Origin of the sequence: Hahella sp. HNIBRBA332, assembly GCF_030719035.1 — a bacterium.
In the GTDB taxonomy this organism is placed as follows: domain Bacteria; phylum Pseudomonadota; class Gammaproteobacteria; order Pseudomonadales; family Oleiphilaceae; genus Hahella.
Genome location: NZ_CP132203.1, coordinates 2,989,984 through 3,010,562 on the forward strand (window position 1 = coordinate 2,989,984; position 20,579 = coordinate 3,010,562).

Below are 20,579 nucleotides of genomic sequence, written 5' to 3' on the forward strand. Positions count from 1 at the left end.
GTCAGGATAACGTTATTCGGCTTCGGTGCGTTGAGTGGTGATGCTCAACTTCTGATACCCGAGCTGACCGGCGACATCCATTGCCCGAACGACATATTCGTGGGGGGTTTTGGCGTCCGCTGTAACGATGAACGGAAGATCGTTCTTGCCCTTGGACAACTGCTCCACCGCCCTTTTCAATGTAGCGATCTGACTATTGATCAGCACTCGCTGATTAACGGTGTACTGACCATCTTTGTTGATCACAACCTCAATCTGATCCACCAGGTTTTCAGATGCTTCGCCTGAAGCCTTCGGCAGCTCCACCGCAAGATGGGTCTCCTTGGTGAACGTAGTCGAAACCATAAAGAAAATCAGCAGCAGAAAAACAACGTCAATCAGAGGCGTTACGTTTACTGACAACTCTTCTCTGGATTGGCGCCGGAACTTCACTTGCTTTTCACTCCGCTCATGTCGACGTCACGATCGCCGTGAACAACTTCAACCAGCTTTAACGCCTGCTGCTCCATTTCCACCACCAGCTCATCCACGCGACGCTGGAAGTAACGGTGACATACCAGCGCAGGGATAGCGATAGTCAGACCCACTGCGGTAGTAATCAGCGCCTTGGAAATGCCGCCCGCCAATGCTTGCGTATTGCCCGTGCCGGCAATTTGAATTTCGGCGAACACGTCGATCATACCGATGACCGTACCCAACAACCCCAACAGAGGAGCAATCGCCGCCACAGAACCCAACGCCGTCAGGAAACGCTCCAGTTCATGCACGACATGACTGGCTTCTTCCTCAATGCTTTCTTTCATGATCTCACGGCCATGTTTGGCGTTGATCAGTCCAGCGGCGAGAACACGGCCCAAAGGCGTGGATTGTTGGAGGTCTTTCAGGGTTTTGCCATTAAGTTCTTTTTTCTTAAGGCGCGCCATCAAATCGTTAACGATTGAGCGCGGCGCAACTTTTTGCGGCCGCAGAGTCCAGAATCTTTCAATAATGATCGCTAAAGCCACCACTGAACACAGCAAAATAGGGATCATTATCAAGCCGCCGGCCTTTAACAACTCGTACACGCATCTGTCTCCTCAAAAAAATTGCCATACTTTACCACAGCCTATAAACAAACCGTAACAGCAAAAGCTTATCGGTAAGTAATCTTAGCCCTTTAAAAGCACGGGGTTGTTCACAGAATCAGCGATTATTACCCAGCGTCATCAGAACCTCGTCAGAAGGTCCGCCAAACTGTATTTTAAACGCGCTGCCGCCCTCTTCGATTGACACCTGAACAGCCCCAACCTGGGCCGTGTTATAGAAAGCTGCGTCTCTGCGCACAAACCAGTCCCGCACCAGTTTATGCGGATGACCAAAGGCATTGAGATAGCCTGCGGAGGCGATGACGACCCGTGGAGACACAGCGGATGCGAACGCAGGTAGAAAGCTGGATGCGCTTCCATGATGCGGCAACACCATAACGTCAGACGCCAGCTTATCATTAGCTTCAGCCAATAGCTCCCGCTGCGCTGACGCCTCAATGTCACCTGTCATAAGTATGGCCAGCTCTCCCACCGTCAAGCGTATCACGCAGGAGCGGTTATTACTTTTCCCGCTCACTTCCCTCAGAGGCCAAAGGACCTCCATTCTCGCCCCGCCGACTTGATAGATGGCCCCGGCGATACAGGGCTTAGTTCCCGCCACTCTCTCCGGCTCACCAGATAGTGCGTACGCTAGAGTGAAGTTTGCGCGAACATCACTCCAACCGCCAGCGTGATCGCTATCTCCATGACTGATGACAGCGTACTTCAATCCTTTGACGCCGACAGACCGCAAATAAGGGTCGACTACGGCGGCGCCGGCGCTCCATCCGTCCGCGAAACCGGGCCCAGCATCATACAAAGCCGTCTCGCCACGACTTTCTATTACTGTCGCCAATCCCTGCCCGACATCCAATAAGGTAAAACGGAACCAAACCTGTTCATACCGCTCACGCATTCCCAGGCCGAGCAGCGCCAGCATTCCGATGAACCAGACAGCGCCAGGCATCCGCATTGCCCCCGCCACGCAGACTCCAACCATGATGAAGGCGACTGCGGCCAGCGTCACTTCCAAAGGCGTCTGCAAAACAGGGCCCAAAGAGGCCAGTTCGGCTACGCGCCAAAAGCCATCCAGACAGATATCCGTCATTCGCAGCAACATCTCTCCACCCGCTGACCAAACCAAAGCAACAGCAAGCGCCAGAAGCCCCAAGGGAACCACGATCAATGTAATTAATGGAGTTGCAACAAGGTTAGCCAAGGGAGCCGCTGACGGAATCTGCTGAAAACTTATCGCCAGAATCCCAGCAAGACCAATGGTCAAGGCCATTTGCGAACGCCACAATGACCCCAGTTTCGAGAAAGATTGCAGCGGCCGGTGACTAAAGGCGACAAAGAGTAGCCCAACCGCCACAAAGGACAACCAAAAGCCCGCACTCCAGGGAGCTAGAGGATCCAGAAGCACACTGCAGGAAAAAACCGCAATAAAGAATGTCGACGGTAGTACTCGGCGACGCAACCGCAGCATAAGCAGCGCAAGACACACCGCCAACGAAGCGCGTAACGCTGGCAAACCATAATCGATCAGAGCAACGTAGGAGAGTATCGCCAATATCGTCAGACCGCACGCAACCCAGTCAGCATACTGTCGCGGGAGCCAGCAAAACATCCAGCGCAAGGCGAACATAACCAGTATTGCTATCAGCCCGACATGGAGACCGGATATCACCAACAAATGCGTCAACCCTGAGCGCCTCAGCGCTTCCCATTGCGACTCGTCCAATTCAGAGCGGGCCCCCAGAAATAGCGCCAAGAAGCTTCGCTGATGCGTCATCAAGCCAGTCGTCGAGCGAACCTGATCCCGAATCCGGGCCCGCAACTCAGCCAACCTCTCCATCGGCCCTCCAGTCCGCCCCATCCCCCATAATTCAATAGAACCCTGAACGATGGAGCCTCTAGCATACAGGCCAGACCTCCAAAGCTTTTGCCAAGCCCATGGTTCATGAAAGTTTTGTAATGGCCGAAGGTCTTTCAATTTCGCTCGAAGGGAATAGCGCCCGGATTCGTGCAATTCCTCCTCACAGTAATAGCAGGATAAACGTACTGTCCTGTTCGCCAACTCAGGCAGCAAAACGCCATTCCTGCGGGCTTCTGCGACACAAAAGGAAAAGGACTGCACATTATCGGCGCGCACGGAACCACATATCTCTCCGTGCAGTTGTAAGGATTCGCCAAGCAGTGACGAAGGCAAGGATTCCGCAATATTTTGTAATCGAAATCCGGCGAAAATGACCCCAAACAGAAACAATGCCGGGGTATAATAGCGACCTCGGCCGCTGAGACTCCCCGCAATAACGCTCAGCAAGGCTAAAATGCTTAGAAGGGAGAAAATCCAGACATACCGGGAAATGAACGAAAGCCAATGATGGCCGAATAAAAAAACTGTTAGCCATCCGGCTGTTAGCGCGAGCATCCATGTGCGCATCGGTTGTTCCCTAAATTTACATTACACTCTAATATATGGCGGCTTTTTTCGGAGCAGCACTCTATACGACTTTCACGCGGTTGTAATCAGCAAATGCCTAAAGATTTCATCAAGAAGTGGATGCCAAATCCACACAAGCTTAAAGAAAACAAGTCTCTGCATTTTTTAGGCGACATCTTACATGAGCCCAACCTCTGGCATATCAACCGCCACGCTATCGCCAAGGCCGTCCTGGTCGGCGTGTTTTGTAGCTTTATTCCCATGCCTTTTCAGATGGTGGTGGCCGCATTCATCGCTGTCTGGGTGAATTGCAATCTGCCACTAGCCGTCGCCCTTGTATGGATTAGCAACCCTGTCACTATGCCGCCTATTTTTTATTTCAACTATCTGGTTGGCGCGCATATTCTAGGCATGCAGAAAGTTCATTTTGAGTTTGAGCTCAGTTTCGCCTGGCTGGGCGAAAAGCTTTATCAGATTGGCTTACCGCTCTATTTCGGCTCATTCATTTGCGGGCTATTCTTTTCCGTAATGGGTTATGTTGTCGTCGAGTACCTATGGCGCCGCAAAATCAGGCATGACTGGCGAAAACGACAGGAAAAGCGCGCAGCTCAGCGCGCGTCAGGCATGACCTGTCAAAACACCAAAGCTCAATAAAGAACATTGCCGCCTCCGCGGCGAAACAATTAGCATCGAATCCGTCTACTCCAAGAATCCATCCCTTACATCAGGAAACCGCTATGCTGATCATTCTTCACCCTGATACAGATATTTCCTCGGAAGCCTATAGAGAAACCCTGAACTTTATTGACGCACTACCTGGCGTCTCCAGCAAAGTGCATGAAATTCAAGGTAAACAGCAGAAGCTGACGGAACTCTATCTTCTTGGAGACACCAAGAAGCTGAACGCCGAAGAGTTAGAAGCCTTACCCGCTGTTGAACGAGTCGTACGTATTTCTGAAGAGTATCGCATTCTTGGCCGCCACGCAGACAGTAAGCGCACCACCGGATTTCATTACAATGGGCTGACGTTTGATCAAGAGAGCTTCCACGTATTCGCGGGCCTTTGCGCAGTAGACAATCCGACTCATGTCGAAGAAATGATGCGCGCTCTTAAGGAAAACGGCCAGCATTGCACCCGCATGGGCGCCTACAAACCACGCACCAACCCCTACACATTCCAAGGCCACGGCAAAGACTGCTTGCCTTATGTTTTCGAGTTGGCCGGAAAATACGACATTAAAGTAATCGCTATGGAGATTACTCACGAGAGCCATATCGAGGAAATTGACGAGTGTCTGGAGAAAACCGGCCGTCCTACAGGCGTTATGTTGCAGATCGGCACCCGTAACACGCAAAACTTTGAACTTCTCAAGGCTATTGGCAGACAGAAAGAATACCCCGCCCTACTGAAAAGAGGGTTCGGCATTTCGCTGAATGAGTCACTTAACGCGGCGGAGTATCTGGCAAGCGAAGGTAACGCCAATGTCGTCTTTTGCCTGCGCGGCATGAAAACGGATGGCGGAGCGCCTCACCGAAATCTGGTGGACTTTGCTCACGTCCCTGTCATCAAACGCCTTACCCGTATGCCAGTTTGCGTGGACCCGTCACATTCTGTTGGCAATCATGAGCGCGCGCCCGATGGAATATTGGAAGTCACTCACGCCACCGCCCAAGGAATCATCGCGGGGGCCAATATGGTTCTGGTGGACTTCCACCCTCACCCATCCAAAGCGCTGGTAGATGGCCCTCAGGCTCTGACCCTGCCGGATTTGCCTGCATTTCTGGAAGATGCGAATTTATGCAGGGAAACCTACCTTAAACGCCAAGCAATCTATAAGAAGTCCAATTAACGGAAACTCAATATGATTATTGTGGGTCATCGGGGCGCCAAGGGCGAAGCGCCGGAAAATACCGTCGCCGGCTTTGTTCATCCCTATCGGGAAGGCATCCGCAATTTTGAGCTGGATCTTCAGCTCAGCAAGGACGGCCACTTGATGGTCATTCATGATAAAACCACCAATCGCACCACCGGTCACGCCGCCAAGGTAGCGGAGCTAACTGCGGCGGAACTGGGCGACCTGGACGCAGGACTACACATCCCGCCGTGGCATGAGCCAGCGGCTGTGCCGACACTACAGGACATACTGGCGGCTTGCCCTGAGTTTCAGTCGATACAGCTGGAGATCAAGACTGACACCAAGCCCAGGCTGAACATACTCTGCAATCGACTGGTAGAGCTGATCCAACACGAAAAGCTGTTTGGGCGCGTCATCGTCACGTCTTCAAACTCTTGGGTGCTGCAGCAGATCAAGCGACTGAATGGCTCCATCGACACGGGATATGTCGCGGAGAAACGCTTTCCAGGCCCAATACAAACCGCACTCAAGCTCAACTGCCGAATGCTGGTGCTATATTACAAGTTGGCCGATGAGGAGCTGATGAGAGAGGCCAGAAAGGCGGGACTGGAAGTCTCCACCTGGACGGTGAATATGATTCCCGACGTACTACGCTTGCAGGAGCTGGGCGTACATAGCGTGATCACCGATTACCCCTGCCACGTCCTCAAATACCTAAAGACCCAGCAGCCGCATCTGACTCACGCGCAATAGTCGCTTTCACGACAGAAGGCGAGAGGGAAGCAAAAACCCTCTCGCCTAAACCAGATCAAAATATCCGATTGAGCCCGTTTAACGCCGCCACCCGATAGGCTTCCGCCATAGTGGGGTAGTTGAATGTGGTGTTAACAAAGTACTCAATGGTATTCAGCTCGCCGGGCTGATTCATGATGGCCTGTCCGATGTGCACAATCTCAGAAGCCTGGTCTCCGAAGCAATGGATTCCCAGCAACTCCATCGTTTCCCGGTGGAACAGCAGCTTCAGCATACCAACCGTGTCGCCAGTAATCTGCGCGCGAGCCAGATCCTTGAAAAACGCCTGCCCCACTTCATAAGGCACTTTGGCTTCCGTCAACTCCGCCTCTGTCCGGCCGACGGAACTAATTTCAGGAATCGTGTAAATCCCTGTAGGCACATCCGTAATAAAGCGGAAGAAATCATCCTTAACAATCTCCGAGGATGCTGAACGCCCCTGATCATAGGCGGCGCTAGCCAGACTGGGCCAGCCAATCACGTCGCCCGCCGCAAACACATGGGGGATCTTGGTGCGGTAATGATTGTCCACCGCCAGCTGACCACGTGCGTTGGGCTCCAGCCCAATATTCTCCAACCCCAAATTATCTGTATTACCAGTGCGGCCGTTACACCAGAGGAAGGCGTCAGCGCGAATGCGCTTGCCGGACTTCATCGTCAATACAACGCCATGATCATCACCGACCACGCTATCGTATTGTTCATTATGTCGCACCAGTACCCCGTTATCCCTCAGGTGATAACTCAGTGCATCGGAAATTTCTCCGTCAAGGAAAGACAGCAAACGCTCGCCGGGATTAATAAGATCTACTTTGACGCCCAAGCCGACGAAGATGGAGGCATACTCACAGCCGATAACCCCTGCTCCGTAGATAATCAGCGTTCTAGGCGTATGGCTAAGCTTGAGAATACTGTCGCTGTTATAGACACGGCGATGAGTGAAGTCTACGTCTTCAGGCAGATAAGGTCTGGAACCTGTCGCGATGACAATCTGCTTGCCATATAAGACTTCTTTGCCGTTCAGACCGCCCCGCACTTCAATACGGTTCTCGTCAATGAAACTGGCGCGACCGCGGTACAGATCAACCCTGTTGCGGGCGTAAAACTGTGTACGAATTTTGACCTGCTTACCAATTACTCGTTCCGCATTCTGCAGGACTCTGGGGAAAGAAAACCAGCGCGGCTCCCCAATATCCCGGAACATAGTGTTGGTATTAAACTGGATGATTTGTTTAACTGCATGTCGCAACGCTTTCGACGGAATTGTCCCCATATGGGTGCAATTGCCGCCAACCTGACTCTTATCCTCAATCACTGCAACGCGCTTGCCGTGCTTCGCAGCATTCATCGCCGCGCCTTCGCCAGCCGGCCCGGCGCCAATTACAACCACATCATAACGATATTCAGCCATGCGCTGTCGGTCTCCTGAAATCCTATCCCGCCGGATCGCAGCCGCCGCAGGCCGCCGGACGGGACATCTTTATAATTAATGACTTAAATCGCGACGCCAGATAAGCGCATCGTCGCGTGCGACAACTCAATCACAACCCGCAGAGCGCCCAATGAGGCATTCCGCAGATTTGCTTATATAAGGTTAAGAGCTCACTCCTTACGAGTGGCGTCGTATGCGAGATCTTCAGCCTGCGCCTGTGATTGCTTGGCGGCTTCCGTCTCTTTTTCACATTTGTTTTTATCGCCTCCGCAAATATCGCAGGCGACCTCCATACCTAAGGCGCTCATACCGCCACAAGAACCCGAAATAGGCTTGCGACCCAGAATGACGCCAATAGACATGGCCAAAACGATGAGCAGCATGACGCCGAACACAACAAGAAACACATACATCGCTCTACTCCTCCAATCGTTTGATTCGTTGCAAAAACGCGGGAGACGTTTCTTCTACAAACTTACCGTCCCGCCGGACAATAAACAACACGGCGATATCGTTTTTGACCGCCACCTCCATACCTTGTTCCGGCCCCATCACCATAAAGGACGTCGCCAAAGCATCCGCGCGCGCCACCGTATCGTCGATGACCGTTACTGAGGCAAGGTTATGGCCAATCGGCCTGCCAGTGCGGGGGTCAATGGTATGGGAGTAGCGCACGCCGTCTTCTTCGAAGTAATTACGATAGTCTCCAGAGGTGGCTACCGCGCCTCTATCCAATTCCAACACGTCCTGAGCCCGTCTTTCGCCTACTACCGGCGACTCTATGGCGATCCGCCAAGGCTGCCCGTCTGGTTTATGGCCGCTCAGCATGACTTCCCCACCAACCTCAACCAGATAGTCAGTGACGCCCTGCGATTCCAGGTATTTAGCCGCCAGGTCAACGGAATATCCTTTGGCGACAGCGGAGAGATCAACGTACATCGCTGTCTCTTTGAGGACTTTATCGCCATCCGCCTGGTATTTGAGATGTTGGTAGCCGACTTTGGACAACTCGCTGGAAAGCGTGGCGTCATCCGGTATCTTAATCGGGCGAAGATCAGGACCAAAGCCCCAAAGATTCACCAGCTTGCCCACAGTGATATCAAAAGCGCCGCCACTGATATCGCTTACGCCCTGGGCAATTTGAAATACTTCAAATGTTTCAGGCGAGAAATCAAACCAGCTTCCGGGCTCAGACTGATTAAAACGGCTTAATTCCGACTCAGGCTTGTAAGTCGACATCAGGCGATCAACCAGCTGCAATTGCGCCAATACGCCCTGCGCCAGTTCCTGCTCCGACTTACTCGAATCAGAAGCCCACTTAACATGATAGGTCGTACCCATGATCTTGCCCTCAGAAGAGTGCAATTCCGGGCCAGAATGAAAGCAGCCCGCCAATGCGAGACTGCTGGAAAGCAGTAAAGCACTGGCGGGCTTTCTGATTTTGAAGAACGCAGAAATAATACTAACCACCAAAGTCGTCTAGTAGAATATTCTCGTCCTCAACACCTAGATCTTTCAGCATTTTGATAACTGCCGCGTTCATCATGGGCGGTCCGCACATGTAGAACTCACAGTCCTCTGGCGCTGGATGGTCTCTCAGGTAGTTTTCATACAACACGTTGTGAATGAACCCTTTGTAGCCCGTCCAGTTGTCATCAGGCAGCGGATCGGAAAGGGCCACATGCCATTGGAAGTTATCATTCTCCGCAGCCAGTCCGTCAAAGTCGTCCACGTAGAACATTTCACGACGGCTACGAGCGCCATACCAGAAAGACATTTTACGGCTGGTCTTAAGGCGCTTCAGCTGATCGAAGATGTGCGCGCGCATTGGAGCCATACCGGCGCCGCCGCCAACGAACACCATTTCAGCGTCAGTCTCTTTAGCAAAGAACTCACCAAAGGGCCCGTATACAGTTACCTTATCGCCAGGCTTCAACGAGAATACCCATGAGGACATTTGTCCAGGTGGGAAGTTGGTGCCTGGAGGAGGCGTCGCAATACGGATATTGAACTTCAGTACGCCGCGTTCTTCTGGATAGTTCGCCATAGAGTATGCGCGAATTACCGGCTCTTTCACGACGGAACGGAAACGCCACAGGTTGTGCTTATCCCAGTCTTCGCGGAAGCGCTCTTCGATATCAAACTTATCGAACGTCACGTCGTAGGCTGGCGTCTCAAGCTGAACGTAACCGCCAGCGCGGAAGTCAACAACCTCACCGTCCGGCAATTTCAATACCAGCTCTTTGATGAAAGTGGCGACGTTATGGTTAGACACCACCTCGCACTCCCATTTCTTAACGCCGAAGACTTCTTCCGGCACTTCGATTTTCATGTCCTGCTTTACAGCAACCTGACAGGACAAGCGCCAGCCTTCTTTCTCTTCACGACGTGTAAAGTGCGCTCTCTCCGTCGGCAACATGGAGCCGCCGCCATCGAAAACTTTACACTTACACTGTGCGCAGCTGCCGCCGCCACCGCAGGCGGAGGACAAGAATACGCCCTCTCCAGCCAATGTTTGCAGCAACTTGCCGCCGGCTGGCGTTTTGATTGTGTGATTGGGATCGCCGTTCACCTCAATGGTGACGTCGCCCGAGCTGACCAGTCTTGCGCGCGCCGCCAGGATCACCGCCACCAGTGATAGCACTATGGCGGTGAACATGACTACGCCCAATATGATTTCAGTGTTCATTTGTAATTAACCTTCACCTGTTCGGACCGATTACAGAGAGATGCCTGAGAAAGACATAAAACCAAGCGACATCAGACCTACGGTGATGAAGGTGATGCCCAGACCACGCAGACCTTCAGGAACGTCACTGTATTTCAGCTTCTCTCTAATACCGGCCAAAGCGATGATCGCCAACGCCCAGCCCAGTCCAGCGCCGAAACCGTACACCAGACTCTCTCCGAATGTGTAATCACGCTCAACCATGAACAGGGAGGCGCCCATGATCGCACAGTTAACGGTAATCAGCGGGAGAAACACACCCAACGCGTTATAAAGCGCGGGGAAGAACTTATCCAGCACCATTTCCAATATCTGTACGATAGCGGCGATAACACCGATATATGTCAGCAACCCAAGGAAACTCAGGTCAACATTAGGCAACCCCGCCCAGCTCAATGCGCCTTCGCGTAACAGGCCATTATAAATGGCGTTGTTAACAGGCACAGTCACAGCCAGTACGACGACAACCGCAATACCCAGACCAATAGCCGCTTCCATCTTCTTGGACAAAGCCAGGAACGTACACATTCCCAGGAAGAAGGCCAAGGCCATGTTTTCAACGAATACCGCCTTGATAAGGAGGCTCAGGTAATGTTCAAACATGCTTAAAACGCCTCCTTAACTTTATGCGCGGATAATTTGTACTCCGGCGCTTCCACCTGATCTTTCTTCCAGGAGCGCAAGCCCCAGATGATCAGGCCAATGATGAAGAACGCGCTTGGAGGCAGTAATAGCAAGCCATTGGGCTGATACCACCCACCATTCGCCACCGTCGGCAGAATTTCCGCTCCAAACAGCTTACCTGCTCCGAACAATTCCCGAACTGTGGCGACTATCAACAGAATCGCACCATACCCTGCGCCATTGCCAATCCCATCAAAGAAGCTCAACACCGGACTGTTTTGCATAGCGAACGCTTCAGCGCGCCCCATTACAATACAGTTAGTGATAATCAAACCAACAAAGACGGAAAGCTGCTTACTGATTTCATATGCATAGGCTTTCAACACCTGGTCAACCACTATTACCAGAGAGGCGATAATCGTCATTTGCACGATAATTCGAATATTGCTTGGAATATGCGAACGGATCATGGCGATAAAAAAGCTGGAAAAAGCGGTTACCAATGACACAGCAATAGCCATAACCAGCGACAGCTGCAGACTGGTCGTCACCGCCAGCGCCGAACAAATCCCAAGGATCTGCAAGGCAATCGGGTTGTTGGAGAAAATTGGCTCCAGAAGAACCTTCTTCGGCGTTACTTCAGACATTTCCTGCCTCCCCGGATCTTACCCTTTCCAAATACGTTTTAAACCCGCTCTCGCTCAGCCAGTAATGAAGCAGATTCTCTACGCCACGGCTGGTGAGACTGGCGCCGGACAACGCGTCTACAGAGTACTTAGCGTCAGACGCCGAAGGATTCACCCCTCCTTTGACAAGTCGTACGGCAACGTCAAAGTTTTCGTCATATACCTCTTTGCCAGGCCATTGTGATTTCCAATTGGGGTTATCAACTTCCCCCCCCAATCCTGGCGTCTCTCCGTGCTCATAGAAACCGAGTCCGACCACACTGTCGCCATCAGCCTTCAGAGCAAGGAAGCCATAAAGAGTGGACCAGAGACCATACCCTTTAACAGGTAAAATCACCCGGGTCAGTTTGTCTCCCTCTTTAACCAGATATACTTTCGCGTAGCGCTCGCGACGCTTTATTCCAGCCAAATCCTCGCCTGAAGACAACGCTTTGGAAAGGTCAGGGTTTTGTGAGGATTTCTTCTGATCGAACGCATCCACACTCTCAAAACCGATGTCTTTGGGCTCGACATATTTGCCGGTATCCAGGTCGACGATCTTAGGAGTAATCTGCGCAAACTTCTCCTCCACCTCTTTCTTAGAGGGAGTCGCGCTTAACATTCCTGCAGCACGCAGAATATTTTCCTTCAGGTTCAACGTTTTATTTTGAACCTGTATAGGCTTCAACAGTACAACTGAAGCAGATACGAAGATTGAGCAGACGATACATAACGCAAGCGCGACGATGACCGTCTTTTGAATAGAATCGTTTGACTTAGACACGCGCCAGCCTCCGTTTGATATTGGCCTGAATCACCAGATGATCGATAAACGGCGCAAACAGGTTGGCGAAAAGAATAGCCAACATGATGCCTTCAGGGAACGCCGGGTTAACAACGCGAATCAAGACTGTCATCAGGCCAACCAATATGCCGAACGCCCACTTGCCAGTATTAGTCATGGATGCGGACACGGGATCCGTCGCCATAAACATCATACCGAACGCAAAGCCGCCCAACACGAAATGCCAGTGTGCAGGCACTTGGAACATCGGATTGGTGTCAGAGCCGATAACGTTCAACAAAGTAGCTGTCGCCGCCATCCCAAGAAAAACGCCAGCGACGATACGCCAGGACGCAATACCCATGATCAACAGCACAGCGCCGCCCAACAGAATAGCCAGGGTTGAAGTTTCACCCACACTGCCCTGCTGGAAGCCAAGGAACGCATCCATCCAGGAAATGTTGGTAGACAACGCATTCAATCCACCGGAAGCTGCTACGCTCAGAGGCGTTGCGCCACTGAAGCCGTCAACGGCGGTCCAAACAGCATCGCCGGAAATCTGAGCAGGGTATGCGAAATACAGAAACGCCCGACCAGTCAACGCCGGGTTCAAGAAGTTTTTACCCGTGCCGCCAAAGACTTCCTTACCGATCACCACCCCAAAACTGATACCCAAGGCCACCTGCCAAAGAGGGATTGTTGGCGGGCAGATCAAAGCAAAGAGAATAGAAGTAACAAAGAAACCTTCATTCACTTCGTGCTTTCTGATCGTTGCGAACAACACTTCCCAAAAGCCGCCGACAACGAACGTAACGGCATAAATAGGCAGAAAGTAAACCGCGCCATAAATGAAGTTATCCCAAATGCTGGCGGGATTATTGCCAGCCAGCATGGCGATAATTGCGCCATGCCAGTCCATATCCATGGTCAAACCATTAGCGGCGAGATAGGTGTTAGACTGGTAACCCACGTTGTACATGCCGAAGAACATGGCTGGGAATACACAGAACCACACCGTAATCATGATGCGCTTCAAATCAACGCCGTCACGCACATGCGTATTGGCGCTGGTCACTTTGGAAGGTGTATAGAAGATGGTGTCGACGGCTTCGTAAAGCGCGTACCACTTCTCATACTTGCCGCCTTTTTCAAATTGCGGCTCAATTTTGTCAAGAAATTCTCTCATTCCCATGCATCAACCCTCTTTCTCAATGCGAGTGAGGCTATCGCGAAGAATAGGACCGTATTCATATTTACCCGGACACACAAAGGTGCAGAGGGAAAGGTCTTCTTCATCCAGCTCCAGACAACCCAGCTTTTGCGCCATTTCTGTGTCGCCGACAATCAGTGAGCGCAGTAGTTGTGTTGGAAGAATGTCCAACGGCATCACCCTCTCATACGAACCAACGGGGACCATGGCCCGCTCGCTGCCGTTCGTGGTGGTGGTGAAGTTGAACAATTTGCCCGGGTTGAGCTTGGAAAGATAAATATTTAATAAGGAGAACTTATTGGAACCCGGCGACAACCAGCCCATGAATTCACGCTTGTAGCCTTCTTCAAGGCAGGATACCTGATTGGCGTAACGCCCCAGGAAAGCTACGCTGCCTTTGGCATTGCGGCCGCCAAGAACGGAACCGGAAATCAGACGCACCTCGGATGATTTCAATTCACCGTCTGTCAATTGGGTCAGAGACGCCCCCGCACGGGTGCGCAACAGACGAGGTTTATTGACCATAGGGCCCGCTAACGCGACCACTCTCTCCACAGACTTACGTCCGGATGTGAACAGGCGACCAATAGCGATTACGTCCTGATAACCTATCGTCCAAACAACTTTGGACGCGCTCACAGGATCAAGGTAATGGATATGGGTGCCAGCCAAACCGGCGGGATGTGGGCCGTCAAACTGCTCTTGTACAGCGTTAGAGCTGCTGGGCAGATCGTAACTGACGCCAGCGCGGGCGCATACGAAGACTTTGCCACGAGTCAATTTACCCAGAACAATCAGACCGTTTTTAAAGTCGGTCTTGGCTTCATTAATAATGACCGCCGGATCGGCGCTCAGTGGGTGGGAGTCCATCGCCGTCACGAAGATGGAATGAGGCTCAGCGTCAATGGCAGGAGCCTTGCTGTACGGACGCGTTCTCAACGCAGTCCAGTCTCCGGAAGCGATCAGGTTCTCGACAACCTGTTCGCGAGACAGATTGAGCAATTCCTCAGGGCTGTACTGAGCGAACTGCTCATACTCATCCCCTTCAACGTCGATAACCACCGACTGAAACACCCTACGCTCGCCTCGGTTAACCGCCGACACGACGCCGCTCGCTGGCGAAGTGTAACGGACGCCTTCCGTCTTTTTATCAGTAAATAGAAGCTGGCCGCACTTGACACGATCGCCTACCTTTACTTCCATGGTAGGTTTCATGCCATTGTAGTCAAATCCGATTAAAGCAACCTGTTTTACAGGCTTACCGTCTTCAATGACTTGTGCAGGCGCTCCGGCTATCGGAAGATCCAAGCCTTTCTTGATCTTGATCATCTAGCCCCGCCTAATCATCAGAATAAATTGATTTACAGCCACCACGAATGCGCTCTTGTGATTGGAGTTTAGGATTGCCCTTGTTGGAGGGATGCACAGGATGGCCGACCAAAAAACGCCATAATTATAGTGACGCAAATCCGGATTTTCTACTACGCTGGGCGAGCTTCTACGGCCAATCCCCTATTTTTTCAGTGAATTCAGTCATTCAGGGGCTCCGCTAAGGTTTATTACCATCTGATTACAATTATTCAGGCGCATTTACCAGGATATACAGCCTACCAGCACACCTAGACTTTAGTATTAGAACACCCAATTCGACCGCTCAATATTTCCACATCGACAAAAAAGGCGGACACCCATGGCCCGCCTTTTTAACCAGTTGGTCAACCTTTCAGGGTCGATCCGACAATGGCTCTTTTACCCCATTGTTTTAGGATAGACCGTATAGGTAACGCCCGCCATTTGGTTCACGACGCGAACCACCTGCGCGCTGTATCCTGCTTCGTTATCGTACCAAACATACAGCACGGCGCGATTACCGTTGACGATGGTCGCCTGCGCGTCGACAACGCCTGCGCGACGGGAGCCGACAAAGTCAGTGGACACCACTTCCGGCGAATTGACGAAGTCAATCTGCTTCTGCAAATCAGAGTGCAGAGACACATCACGGAGATAGCCGTTCAGTTCTTCTACGGAAGTATCGCGACCCAGATTAAGGTTAAGGATAGCCAGCGACACGTTTGGTGTCGGCACGCGGATCGCATTACCAGTCAACTTGCCAGCCAGCTCAGGCAACGCTTTGGCGACAGCCTTGGCTGCGCCGGTTTCCGTGATAACCATGTTCAGAGGGGCGCTGCGTCCGCGGCGGCTGCCTTTGTGGTAGTTATCGATCAGGTTCTGGTCGTTGGTATAGGAATGAACGGTTTCCACGTGACCATCTTTGATGCCGTACTCGTCATTCAGCGCTTTAAGCACCGGGGTAATGGCGTTGGTCGTACAGGAGGCCGCGGAAAGAATGCGATCTTCCGCAGTGATCAGATGGTTGTTGATGCCATATACGATGTTCTTGATCGAGCCTTTGCCCGGCGCAGTCAACAACACACCCTTAACGCCTTTACATTCCAGATGGCGGGACAGGCCGGCTTCATCGCGCCATACCCCTGTATTATCGATAACAATCGCGTTATCAATGCCGTACTGGGTGTAATCCACTGCATCCGGGCTATTCGCGTAGATAACCTGAACGTAGTTGCCATTAGCGATAATTGCGGATTCTTTCTCGTCCACGGTGATCGTGCCCTGGAAGGAGCCGTGTACGGAATCGCGACGTAGCAGGCTGGCGCGTTTTTCCAGATCATTATCTGCATTGCCTTTGCGCACGACAATTGCGCGCAAGCGCAGGTTCGCGCCGCCGCCGGCTTTCTCAATAAGAATTCTCGCCAGCAAACGTCCGATACGTCCGAAACCGAACAACACGACATCTTTGCTTTCTCCGGAAGTCCCCATACTTCCTTCGACGGCGCCTTTCCCAACCACTTCGTCCAGCTCGCTGCGCACAAAATCTTCCAGCGCAACCGTGTCTTTTATTTTTTCGTATTTAATGGCGAGCTTGCCGATATCTACGTGAGCGTGCCCAAGTTCCAGTTCGTCCAGCAACTTTAATATAGGATAAGTATTGTGCACGGACAGTTCATGTTCAGCCACCTGACGCACAAAGCGATGCGCCTTTAACAGGCCGATCACTGAACGGTTGATGATTGGGCGACCATATATGGATGTGATGACGTTATATTTTCTGTACAGTCTTCCGATAAGGGGAATCATCGCTTCGGCGACGGTTTCGCGTTCCTTCCATTCCCCAAAACAAGCATCCAATTTTTCTTGACTCACTTTTATGCACCTCTCGTCTGCGCAAATCGGGCGCTCATTATCCCTTTTCAAAACATCCGAAGCAATTTAGGCTCCTTGATTTTTAACGCATTCCAAGGCGTTTCAGGACTCTTACACAAGTGGACTGGCTATCACGTTTCCGGGGTTTGGTTGTGATTTTACGAAACAATTGTAGAATGCCCCTTGACTTTAAGGTGGAGATATAGAGTTGACAGAGCGGCGCCAACTTCCTTCAAATTCAACGACTATCAAGTACTGGCCTCAAGCAGTCGGACAGTCAGACGCTTACATTCTGGCGCAGGCGCTCAAAGAGCAAAAACGCCTGTTGGTGGTAATAACACCAGATATGCCTTCGGCGGATCAGCTCGAATCAGCAGTAAAATTTTTTTTAGGGGATGCGAAAAAAAATGAAAACACACCCCCAATTTTGACTTTGCCGGACTGGGAAACCCTTCCTTACGATACTTTTTCGCCTCACCAGGACATTATTTCCCAGCGTATTCAGACCCTGCACAAACTACCGACTTGCGACAGCGGCCTGCTTATCGTTCCGCTCAGCACCATCATGGTGCGCCTGGCGCCGAAAGAATTTGTCCAGCGCTCCACCTTGTTCCTGCGCAAAGGGCAGCCGCTCAGGATAGACAGTTATAGATCCGAGCTGGAGCAGGCGGGTTACCGCTGTGTAGATACAGTTTACGAGCACGGGGAGTTTGCCGTCAGAGGATCGATCTTCGACATATTCCCTATGGGCTCCAAAGCGCCCTATCGTATCGACTTGTTTGACGAAGAAGTCGAAACCCTGCGCCAGTTTGATCCAGAGACTCAGCGCTCCGCAGGACAGGTAAATGAAATCAGTCTGCTGCCCGCGCACGAATTTCCACTTAACGACGCGTCCATCCAACTGTTCAAAGACAACTTCTACGAGAAGTTTCCTGGCGCATCGCGCAACAGCCCTTTGCTGCAAGACATAAGCCGCTGCATCGCTACGCCCGGACTGGAGTATTATCTCACTCTGTTTTTCACCGAGACCGCGAGCCTGCTGGATTATGTCGCAAAGGACGCCTGTTTCGCCCTTTATGACGGGCTGCACGAAAAAGCGCTGCATTTCTGGAAAGATCTTGAGCAGCGTTACGAGGATTTGCGCCACGACATTCAGCGCCCCATTTTGCCGCCGGCGGATATCTATCTGCGAGTTGAGGAGTTGTTTGAGGGACTGAAGCAGTTCCCACGCGCGCAATTCAGCGCCAAGTCCGAAGAAACGGACAAACCGTTCTCTCCCCTTCCTCACCTGGCCCTGGACGCCAAGAAGGAAAACCCGCTGCAGGCTGTTGACTGCGCCCAGCAGGACAGCGGTTACAAGGTTGTCTTGTGCGCCGAATCCGCCGGACGCCAACAGGCGCTGATGGATACATTTAAGGAGCACGGCAGACCGCTCAATCTGCTGGAATCCTGGGAAGAGTGCCTGAATTCCGACGCCCCGTGGAATATTACGGTGGCGGAGCTGGCGAAAGGTTTCGCCGATAACGAAAACCGGATTCTGGTCGTAGCGGAAGCCGACCTGTATGAGGGCAGAGTTCTGCAGCGGAGGCGACGCAAGCGCACGCAGGAAAGCCCGGAAAACATTATTCAGAATTTGACCGAGCTGAAGCTTAATGCGCCGGTCGTGCATATCGATCATGGCATCGGCCGCTATAAAGGCCTGCAGTCGCTCGAAGTGGACGGCCAAAAGCAGGAGTTTCTGGTGCTGGAATACGCCAACGAAGCCAAGCTCTATGTACCAGTCTCCTCCCTGCATCTGATATCTCGTTACGCAGGTCTTGACGACAATCTGGCGCCGATTAATAAACTCGGTACGGATCGCTGGTCCGCCGCTAAGCGCCAAGCAGCAGAGAAAATCAAAGACAGCGCAGCGGAGCTATTGGAGATTTACGCCAAGCGCGAACTGCACAAAGGTTACGCCTGCCCGCCTCCAGACGAGCATTACCGCGCTTTTTCCGCCTCTTTCCCGTTTGAGGAGACGCCAGATCAGGCCACAACGATCAACGCAGTCTTGCAGGATATGATGAAACCACGCCCCATGGACCGACTGGTCTGCGGCGACGTGGGCTTCGGCAAAACAGAAGTCGCCATGCGCGCCGCTTTTCTCGCCGCTCATGCAGGACGGCAGGTGGCGATACTTACGCCGACCACACTGCTTGCGCAGCAGCATTTTCAGTCCTTCCAGGATCGTTTTGCAGACACTGCGATCAATATCGAACTGATCTCTCGTTTTCGCAGCGCCAGCGATATAGAGAAAGTCAAAGACAAGCTGTCAGAAGGCAAAGTCGACATTCTTGTCGGCACCCATAAACTGCTGCAAAAAGACATCCAGTTTAAAAATCTCGGCTTACTGATCATCGACGAAGAGCATCGTTTCGGCGTGCAACAAAAAGAGAAGGTTAAATCTCTGCGCGCCAATATCGATATACTCACACTGACCGCCACACCAATACCACGCACCCTGAACCTGTCCTTCCAGGGCGTCCGCGACTTGTCGATTATCGCCACACCGCCGGAGAAGCGCCTGTCCGTCAAAACTTTTGTACAGGAGCACAGCAACAGCATTATTAAAGAAGCCGTGCTGCGGGAAATACTGAGGGGCGGCCAGGTGTTCTTTCTTCACAACGAAGTTAACACCATCAATAAGGCCGCAGCGGAATTACAGGAGATGGTTCCGGACGCGCGCGTAGCTGTCGCCCATGGCCAGATGCGGGAGCGTGAACTGGAAAAGGTCATGTCGGATTTTTACCATAAGCGCTTCAATGTGCTGATGTGCACCACCATCATTGAAACCGGTATCGACATCCCCTCCGCCAACACTATTATCATTGAGCGCGCGGATAAGTTCGGCCTGGCGCAGTTGCACCAACTGCGAGGCCGGGTTGGTCGCTCTCACCACCAGGCATACGCCTATATGCTAACCCCTCCGCCGCGCAATCTCACTGAAGACGCAAAGAAAAGGCTGGACGCCATCAGCAGCGCACAGGATCTCGGCGCCGGATTCACCCTGGCCACCCACGACCTGGAAATTCGCGGCGCAGGGGAATTGCTTGGCGAAGAGCAAAGCGGACACATTCAGAACATCGGTTTCACTCTTTATCTGCAATTATTGGATGCCGCAGTCAAAGCCATGCGTGAAGGCAAAGAGCTGGATCTGACCCAACCTCTCGATCAAGGTTGTGAAGTCAATCTGCGTTTGCCCGCACTGATTCCCGACGACTATCTGCCGGATGTCCATAACCGTCTGATCCTGTATAAACGCGTCGCCAGCGCCAAGGATGAGGACGCATTGCAGTCTCTGCAAATTGAGATGATTGACCGCTTTGGCCTCTTGCCTGACGCAACCAAAAATCTGTTCCGCCAGACTCGCCTGAAATTGACCGCCGACAGGCTGGGCATCGCTCGAATTGATATCGGCGCCAGGGGCGGCGTGATCGAATTCAACGCGAAGACCACCATCGAACCGATCAAACTGGTCAATCTCATCCAGCGTGAACCCAGGCACTATAAATTGGACGGAGGCTCCAAGTTACGCGTCACTCGCTCACTGGAGGACAAGGAAGACCGTATGCAATTCGTGGAAAAACTTCTGAAATCCTTCGCCCCCGCCCGCGCATAACCCTGCCGGGCGGCCCCGGCGCCAGGGAAATGTAGTATACTTTGTGAGGGTTTGTTGATGGATGGCCACTTCCCAATTGGCGCCATCAACCCGCCCTAGCT

17 protein-coding genes are annotated in these 20,579 nt (G+C 52.2%); 4 read left to right on the plus strand and 13 right to left on the minus strand.

Going from position 1 to position 20,579, the window contains the following annotated elements:
* Positions 1-12 precede the first annotated feature (12 nt).
* The 3 genes from O5O45_RS13255 to O5O45_RS13265 all read right to left on the minus strand — a co-directional run bounded on the left by O5O45_RS13255 (position 13) and on the right by O5O45_RS13265 (position 2,919).
* Positions 13-432: an ExbD/TolR family protein gene (locus O5O45_RS13255; protein WP_305905691.1), complete on the minus strand. Its 420-nt coding sequence runs from the start codon at positions 430-432 to the stop codon at positions 13-15.
* On the minus strand, positions 429-1,064 hold the full coding sequence (locus O5O45_RS13260; protein ID WP_305905692.1) for a MotA/TolQ/ExbB proton channel family protein: 636 nt from the start codon (positions 1,062-1,064) through the stop codon (positions 429-431). Before O5O45_RS13260 ends, O5O45_RS13255 begins: the two co-directional genes overlap by 4 nt.
* A gap of 118 nt (positions 1,065-1,182) precedes the next feature.
* On the minus strand, positions 1,183-2,919 hold the full coding sequence (locus O5O45_RS13265) for a DNA internalization-related competence protein ComEC/Rec2 (RefSeq protein ID WP_305905693.1): 1,737 nt from the start codon (positions 2,917-2,919) through the stop codon (positions 1,183-1,185).
* A 708-nt stretch (positions 2,920-3,627) separates the two neighbouring features.
* Here O5O45_RS13265 and O5O45_RS13270 point away from each other — a divergent pair.
* From O5O45_RS13270 to O5O45_RS13280, 3 genes are all read left to right on the plus strand, one after another.
* Complete coding sequence (locus O5O45_RS13270) at positions 3,628-4,161, plus strand: DUF2062 domain-containing protein (protein WP_305905694.1); 534 nt, start codon at positions 3,628-3,630, stop codon at positions 4,159-4,161.
* A gap of 83 nt (positions 4,162-4,244) precedes the next feature.
* Positions 4,245-5,357, plus strand: coding sequence for a 3-deoxy-7-phosphoheptulonate synthase (locus O5O45_RS13275; protein ID WP_305905695.1), 1,113 nt, complete (start codon positions 4,245-4,247; stop codon positions 5,355-5,357).
* A gap of 12 nt (positions 5,358-5,369) precedes the next feature.
* On the plus strand, positions 5,370-6,116 hold the full coding sequence (locus O5O45_RS13280) for a glycerophosphodiester phosphodiesterase (protein WP_305905696.1): 747 nt from the start codon (positions 5,370-5,372) through the stop codon (positions 6,114-6,116).
* Between the two features lie 55 nt (positions 6,117-6,171).
* Here the strand turns inward: O5O45_RS13280 and sthA are convergent, their stop codons facing one another.
* From sthA to O5O45_RS13330, 10 genes are all read right to left on the minus strand, one after another.
* Positions 6,172-7,566, minus strand: coding sequence for a Si-specific NAD(P)(+) transhydrogenase (sthA, locus tag O5O45_RS13285; protein ID WP_305905697.1), 1,395 nt, complete (start codon positions 7,564-7,566; stop codon positions 6,172-6,174).
* A gap of 191 nt (positions 7,567-7,757) precedes the next feature.
* Complete coding sequence (nqrM, locus tag O5O45_RS13290) at positions 7,758-8,000, minus strand: (Na+)-NQR maturation NqrM (RefSeq protein WP_305905698.1); 243 nt, start codon at positions 7,998-8,000, stop codon at positions 7,758-7,760.
* Between the two features lie 4 nt (positions 8,001-8,004).
* Positions 8,005-9,057, minus strand: coding sequence for an FAD:protein FMN transferase (locus O5O45_RS13295; RefSeq protein ID WP_305905699.1), 1,053 nt, complete (start codon positions 9,055-9,057; stop codon positions 8,005-8,007).
* Positions 9,050-10,276, minus strand: coding sequence for an NADH:ubiquinone reductase (Na(+)-transporting) subunit F (gene nqrF / locus O5O45_RS13300; RefSeq protein ID WP_305905700.1), 1,227 nt, complete (start codon positions 10,274-10,276; stop codon positions 9,050-9,052). Before nqrF ends, O5O45_RS13295 begins: the two co-directional genes overlap by 8 nt.
* Before the next feature lie 30 nt (positions 10,277-10,306).
* On the minus strand, positions 10,307-10,918 hold the full coding sequence (gene nqrE, locus O5O45_RS13305) for an NADH:ubiquinone reductase (Na(+)-transporting) subunit E (protein ID WP_305905701.1): 612 nt from the start codon (positions 10,916-10,918) through the stop codon (positions 10,307-10,309).
* Positions 10,919-10,920: 2 nt separating this feature from the next.
* Positions 10,921-11,586, minus strand: coding sequence for an NADH:ubiquinone reductase (Na(+)-transporting) subunit D (locus tag O5O45_RS13310; RefSeq protein WP_305905702.1), 666 nt, complete (start codon positions 11,584-11,586; stop codon positions 10,921-10,923).
* Positions 11,579-12,388, minus strand: a complete 810-nt coding sequence (locus O5O45_RS13315) for a Na(+)-translocating NADH-quinone reductase subunit C (RefSeq protein ID WP_305905703.1) — start codon at positions 12,386-12,388, stop codon at positions 11,579-11,581. The genes O5O45_RS13310 and O5O45_RS13315 overlap by 8 nt, the downstream gene beginning before the upstream one ends.
* A complete protein-coding gene (locus O5O45_RS13320) occupies positions 12,381-13,580 on the minus strand; it encodes an NADH:ubiquinone reductase (Na(+)-transporting) subunit B (protein WP_305905704.1) in 1,200 nt (399 codons plus the stop codon). The genes O5O45_RS13315 and O5O45_RS13320 overlap by 8 nt, the downstream gene beginning before the upstream one ends.
* 3 nt (positions 13,581-13,583) lie before the next feature.
* Positions 13,584-14,927 carry a Na(+)-translocating NADH-quinone reductase subunit A gene (locus O5O45_RS13325; RefSeq protein ID WP_305905705.1) on the minus strand — a complete coding sequence of 448 codons (1,344 nt, stop codon included), beginning with the start codon at positions 14,925-14,927 and terminating at the stop codon, positions 13,584-13,586.
* Positions 14,928-15,347: 420 nt separating this feature from the next.
* Complete coding sequence (locus O5O45_RS13330; RefSeq protein ID WP_305905706.1) at positions 15,348-16,820, minus strand: glyceraldehyde-3-phosphate dehydrogenase; 1,473 nt, start codon at positions 16,818-16,820, stop codon at positions 15,348-15,350.
* Positions 16,821-17,028: 208 nt separating this feature from the next.
* Between O5O45_RS13330 and mfd the strand changes: the two genes are divergently transcribed.
* Complete coding sequence (gene mfd, locus O5O45_RS13335) at positions 17,029-20,478, plus strand: transcription-repair coupling factor (RefSeq protein WP_305905707.1); 3,450 nt, start codon at positions 17,029-17,031, stop codon at positions 20,476-20,478.
* Positions 20,479-20,579: the final 101 nt, after the last annotated feature.

Coding starts and splice junctions, on each gene's coding strand:
- O5O45_RS13275 (WP_305905695.1), top strand. CDS start 4,245: ATGCTGATCATTCTTCACCCTGATACAGATATTTCCTCGGAAGCCTAT.
- O5O45_RS13310 (WP_305905702.1), bottom strand. CDS start 11,586: ATGTCTGAAGTAACGCCGAAGAAGGTTCTTCTGGAGCCAATTTTCTCC.
- O5O45_RS13265 (WP_305905693.1), bottom strand. CDS start 2,919: ATGGAGAGGTTGGCTGAGTTGCGGGCCCGGATTCGGGATCAGGTTCGC.
- nqrF (WP_305905700.1), bottom strand. CDS start 10,276: ATGAACACTGAAATCATATTGGGCGTAGTCATGTTCACCGCCATAGTG.
- O5O45_RS13270 (WP_305905694.1), top strand. CDS start 3,628: ATGCCAAATCCACACAAGCTTAAAGAAAACAAGTCTCTGCATTTTTTA.
- nqrE (WP_305905701.1), bottom strand. CDS start 10,918: ATGTTTGAACATTACCTGAGCCTCCTTATCAAGGCGGTATTCGTTGAA.
- sthA (WP_305905697.1), bottom strand. CDS start 7,566: ATGGCTGAATATCGTTATGATGTGGTTGTAATTGGCGCCGGGCCGGCT.
- nqrM (WP_305905698.1), bottom strand. CDS start 8,000: ATGTATGTGTTTCTTGTTGTGTTCGGCGTCATGCTGCTCATCGTTTTG.
- O5O45_RS13325 (WP_305905705.1), bottom strand. CDS start 14,927: ATGATCAAGATCAAGAAAGGCTTGGATCTTCCGATAGCCGGAGCGCCT.
- O5O45_RS13280 (WP_305905696.1), top strand. CDS start 5,370: ATGATTATTGTGGGTCATCGGGGCGCCAAGGGCGAAGCGCCGGAAAAT.
- O5O45_RS13320 (WP_305905704.1), bottom strand. CDS start 13,580: ATGGGAATGAGAGAATTTCTTGACAAAATTGAGCCGCAATTTGAAAAA.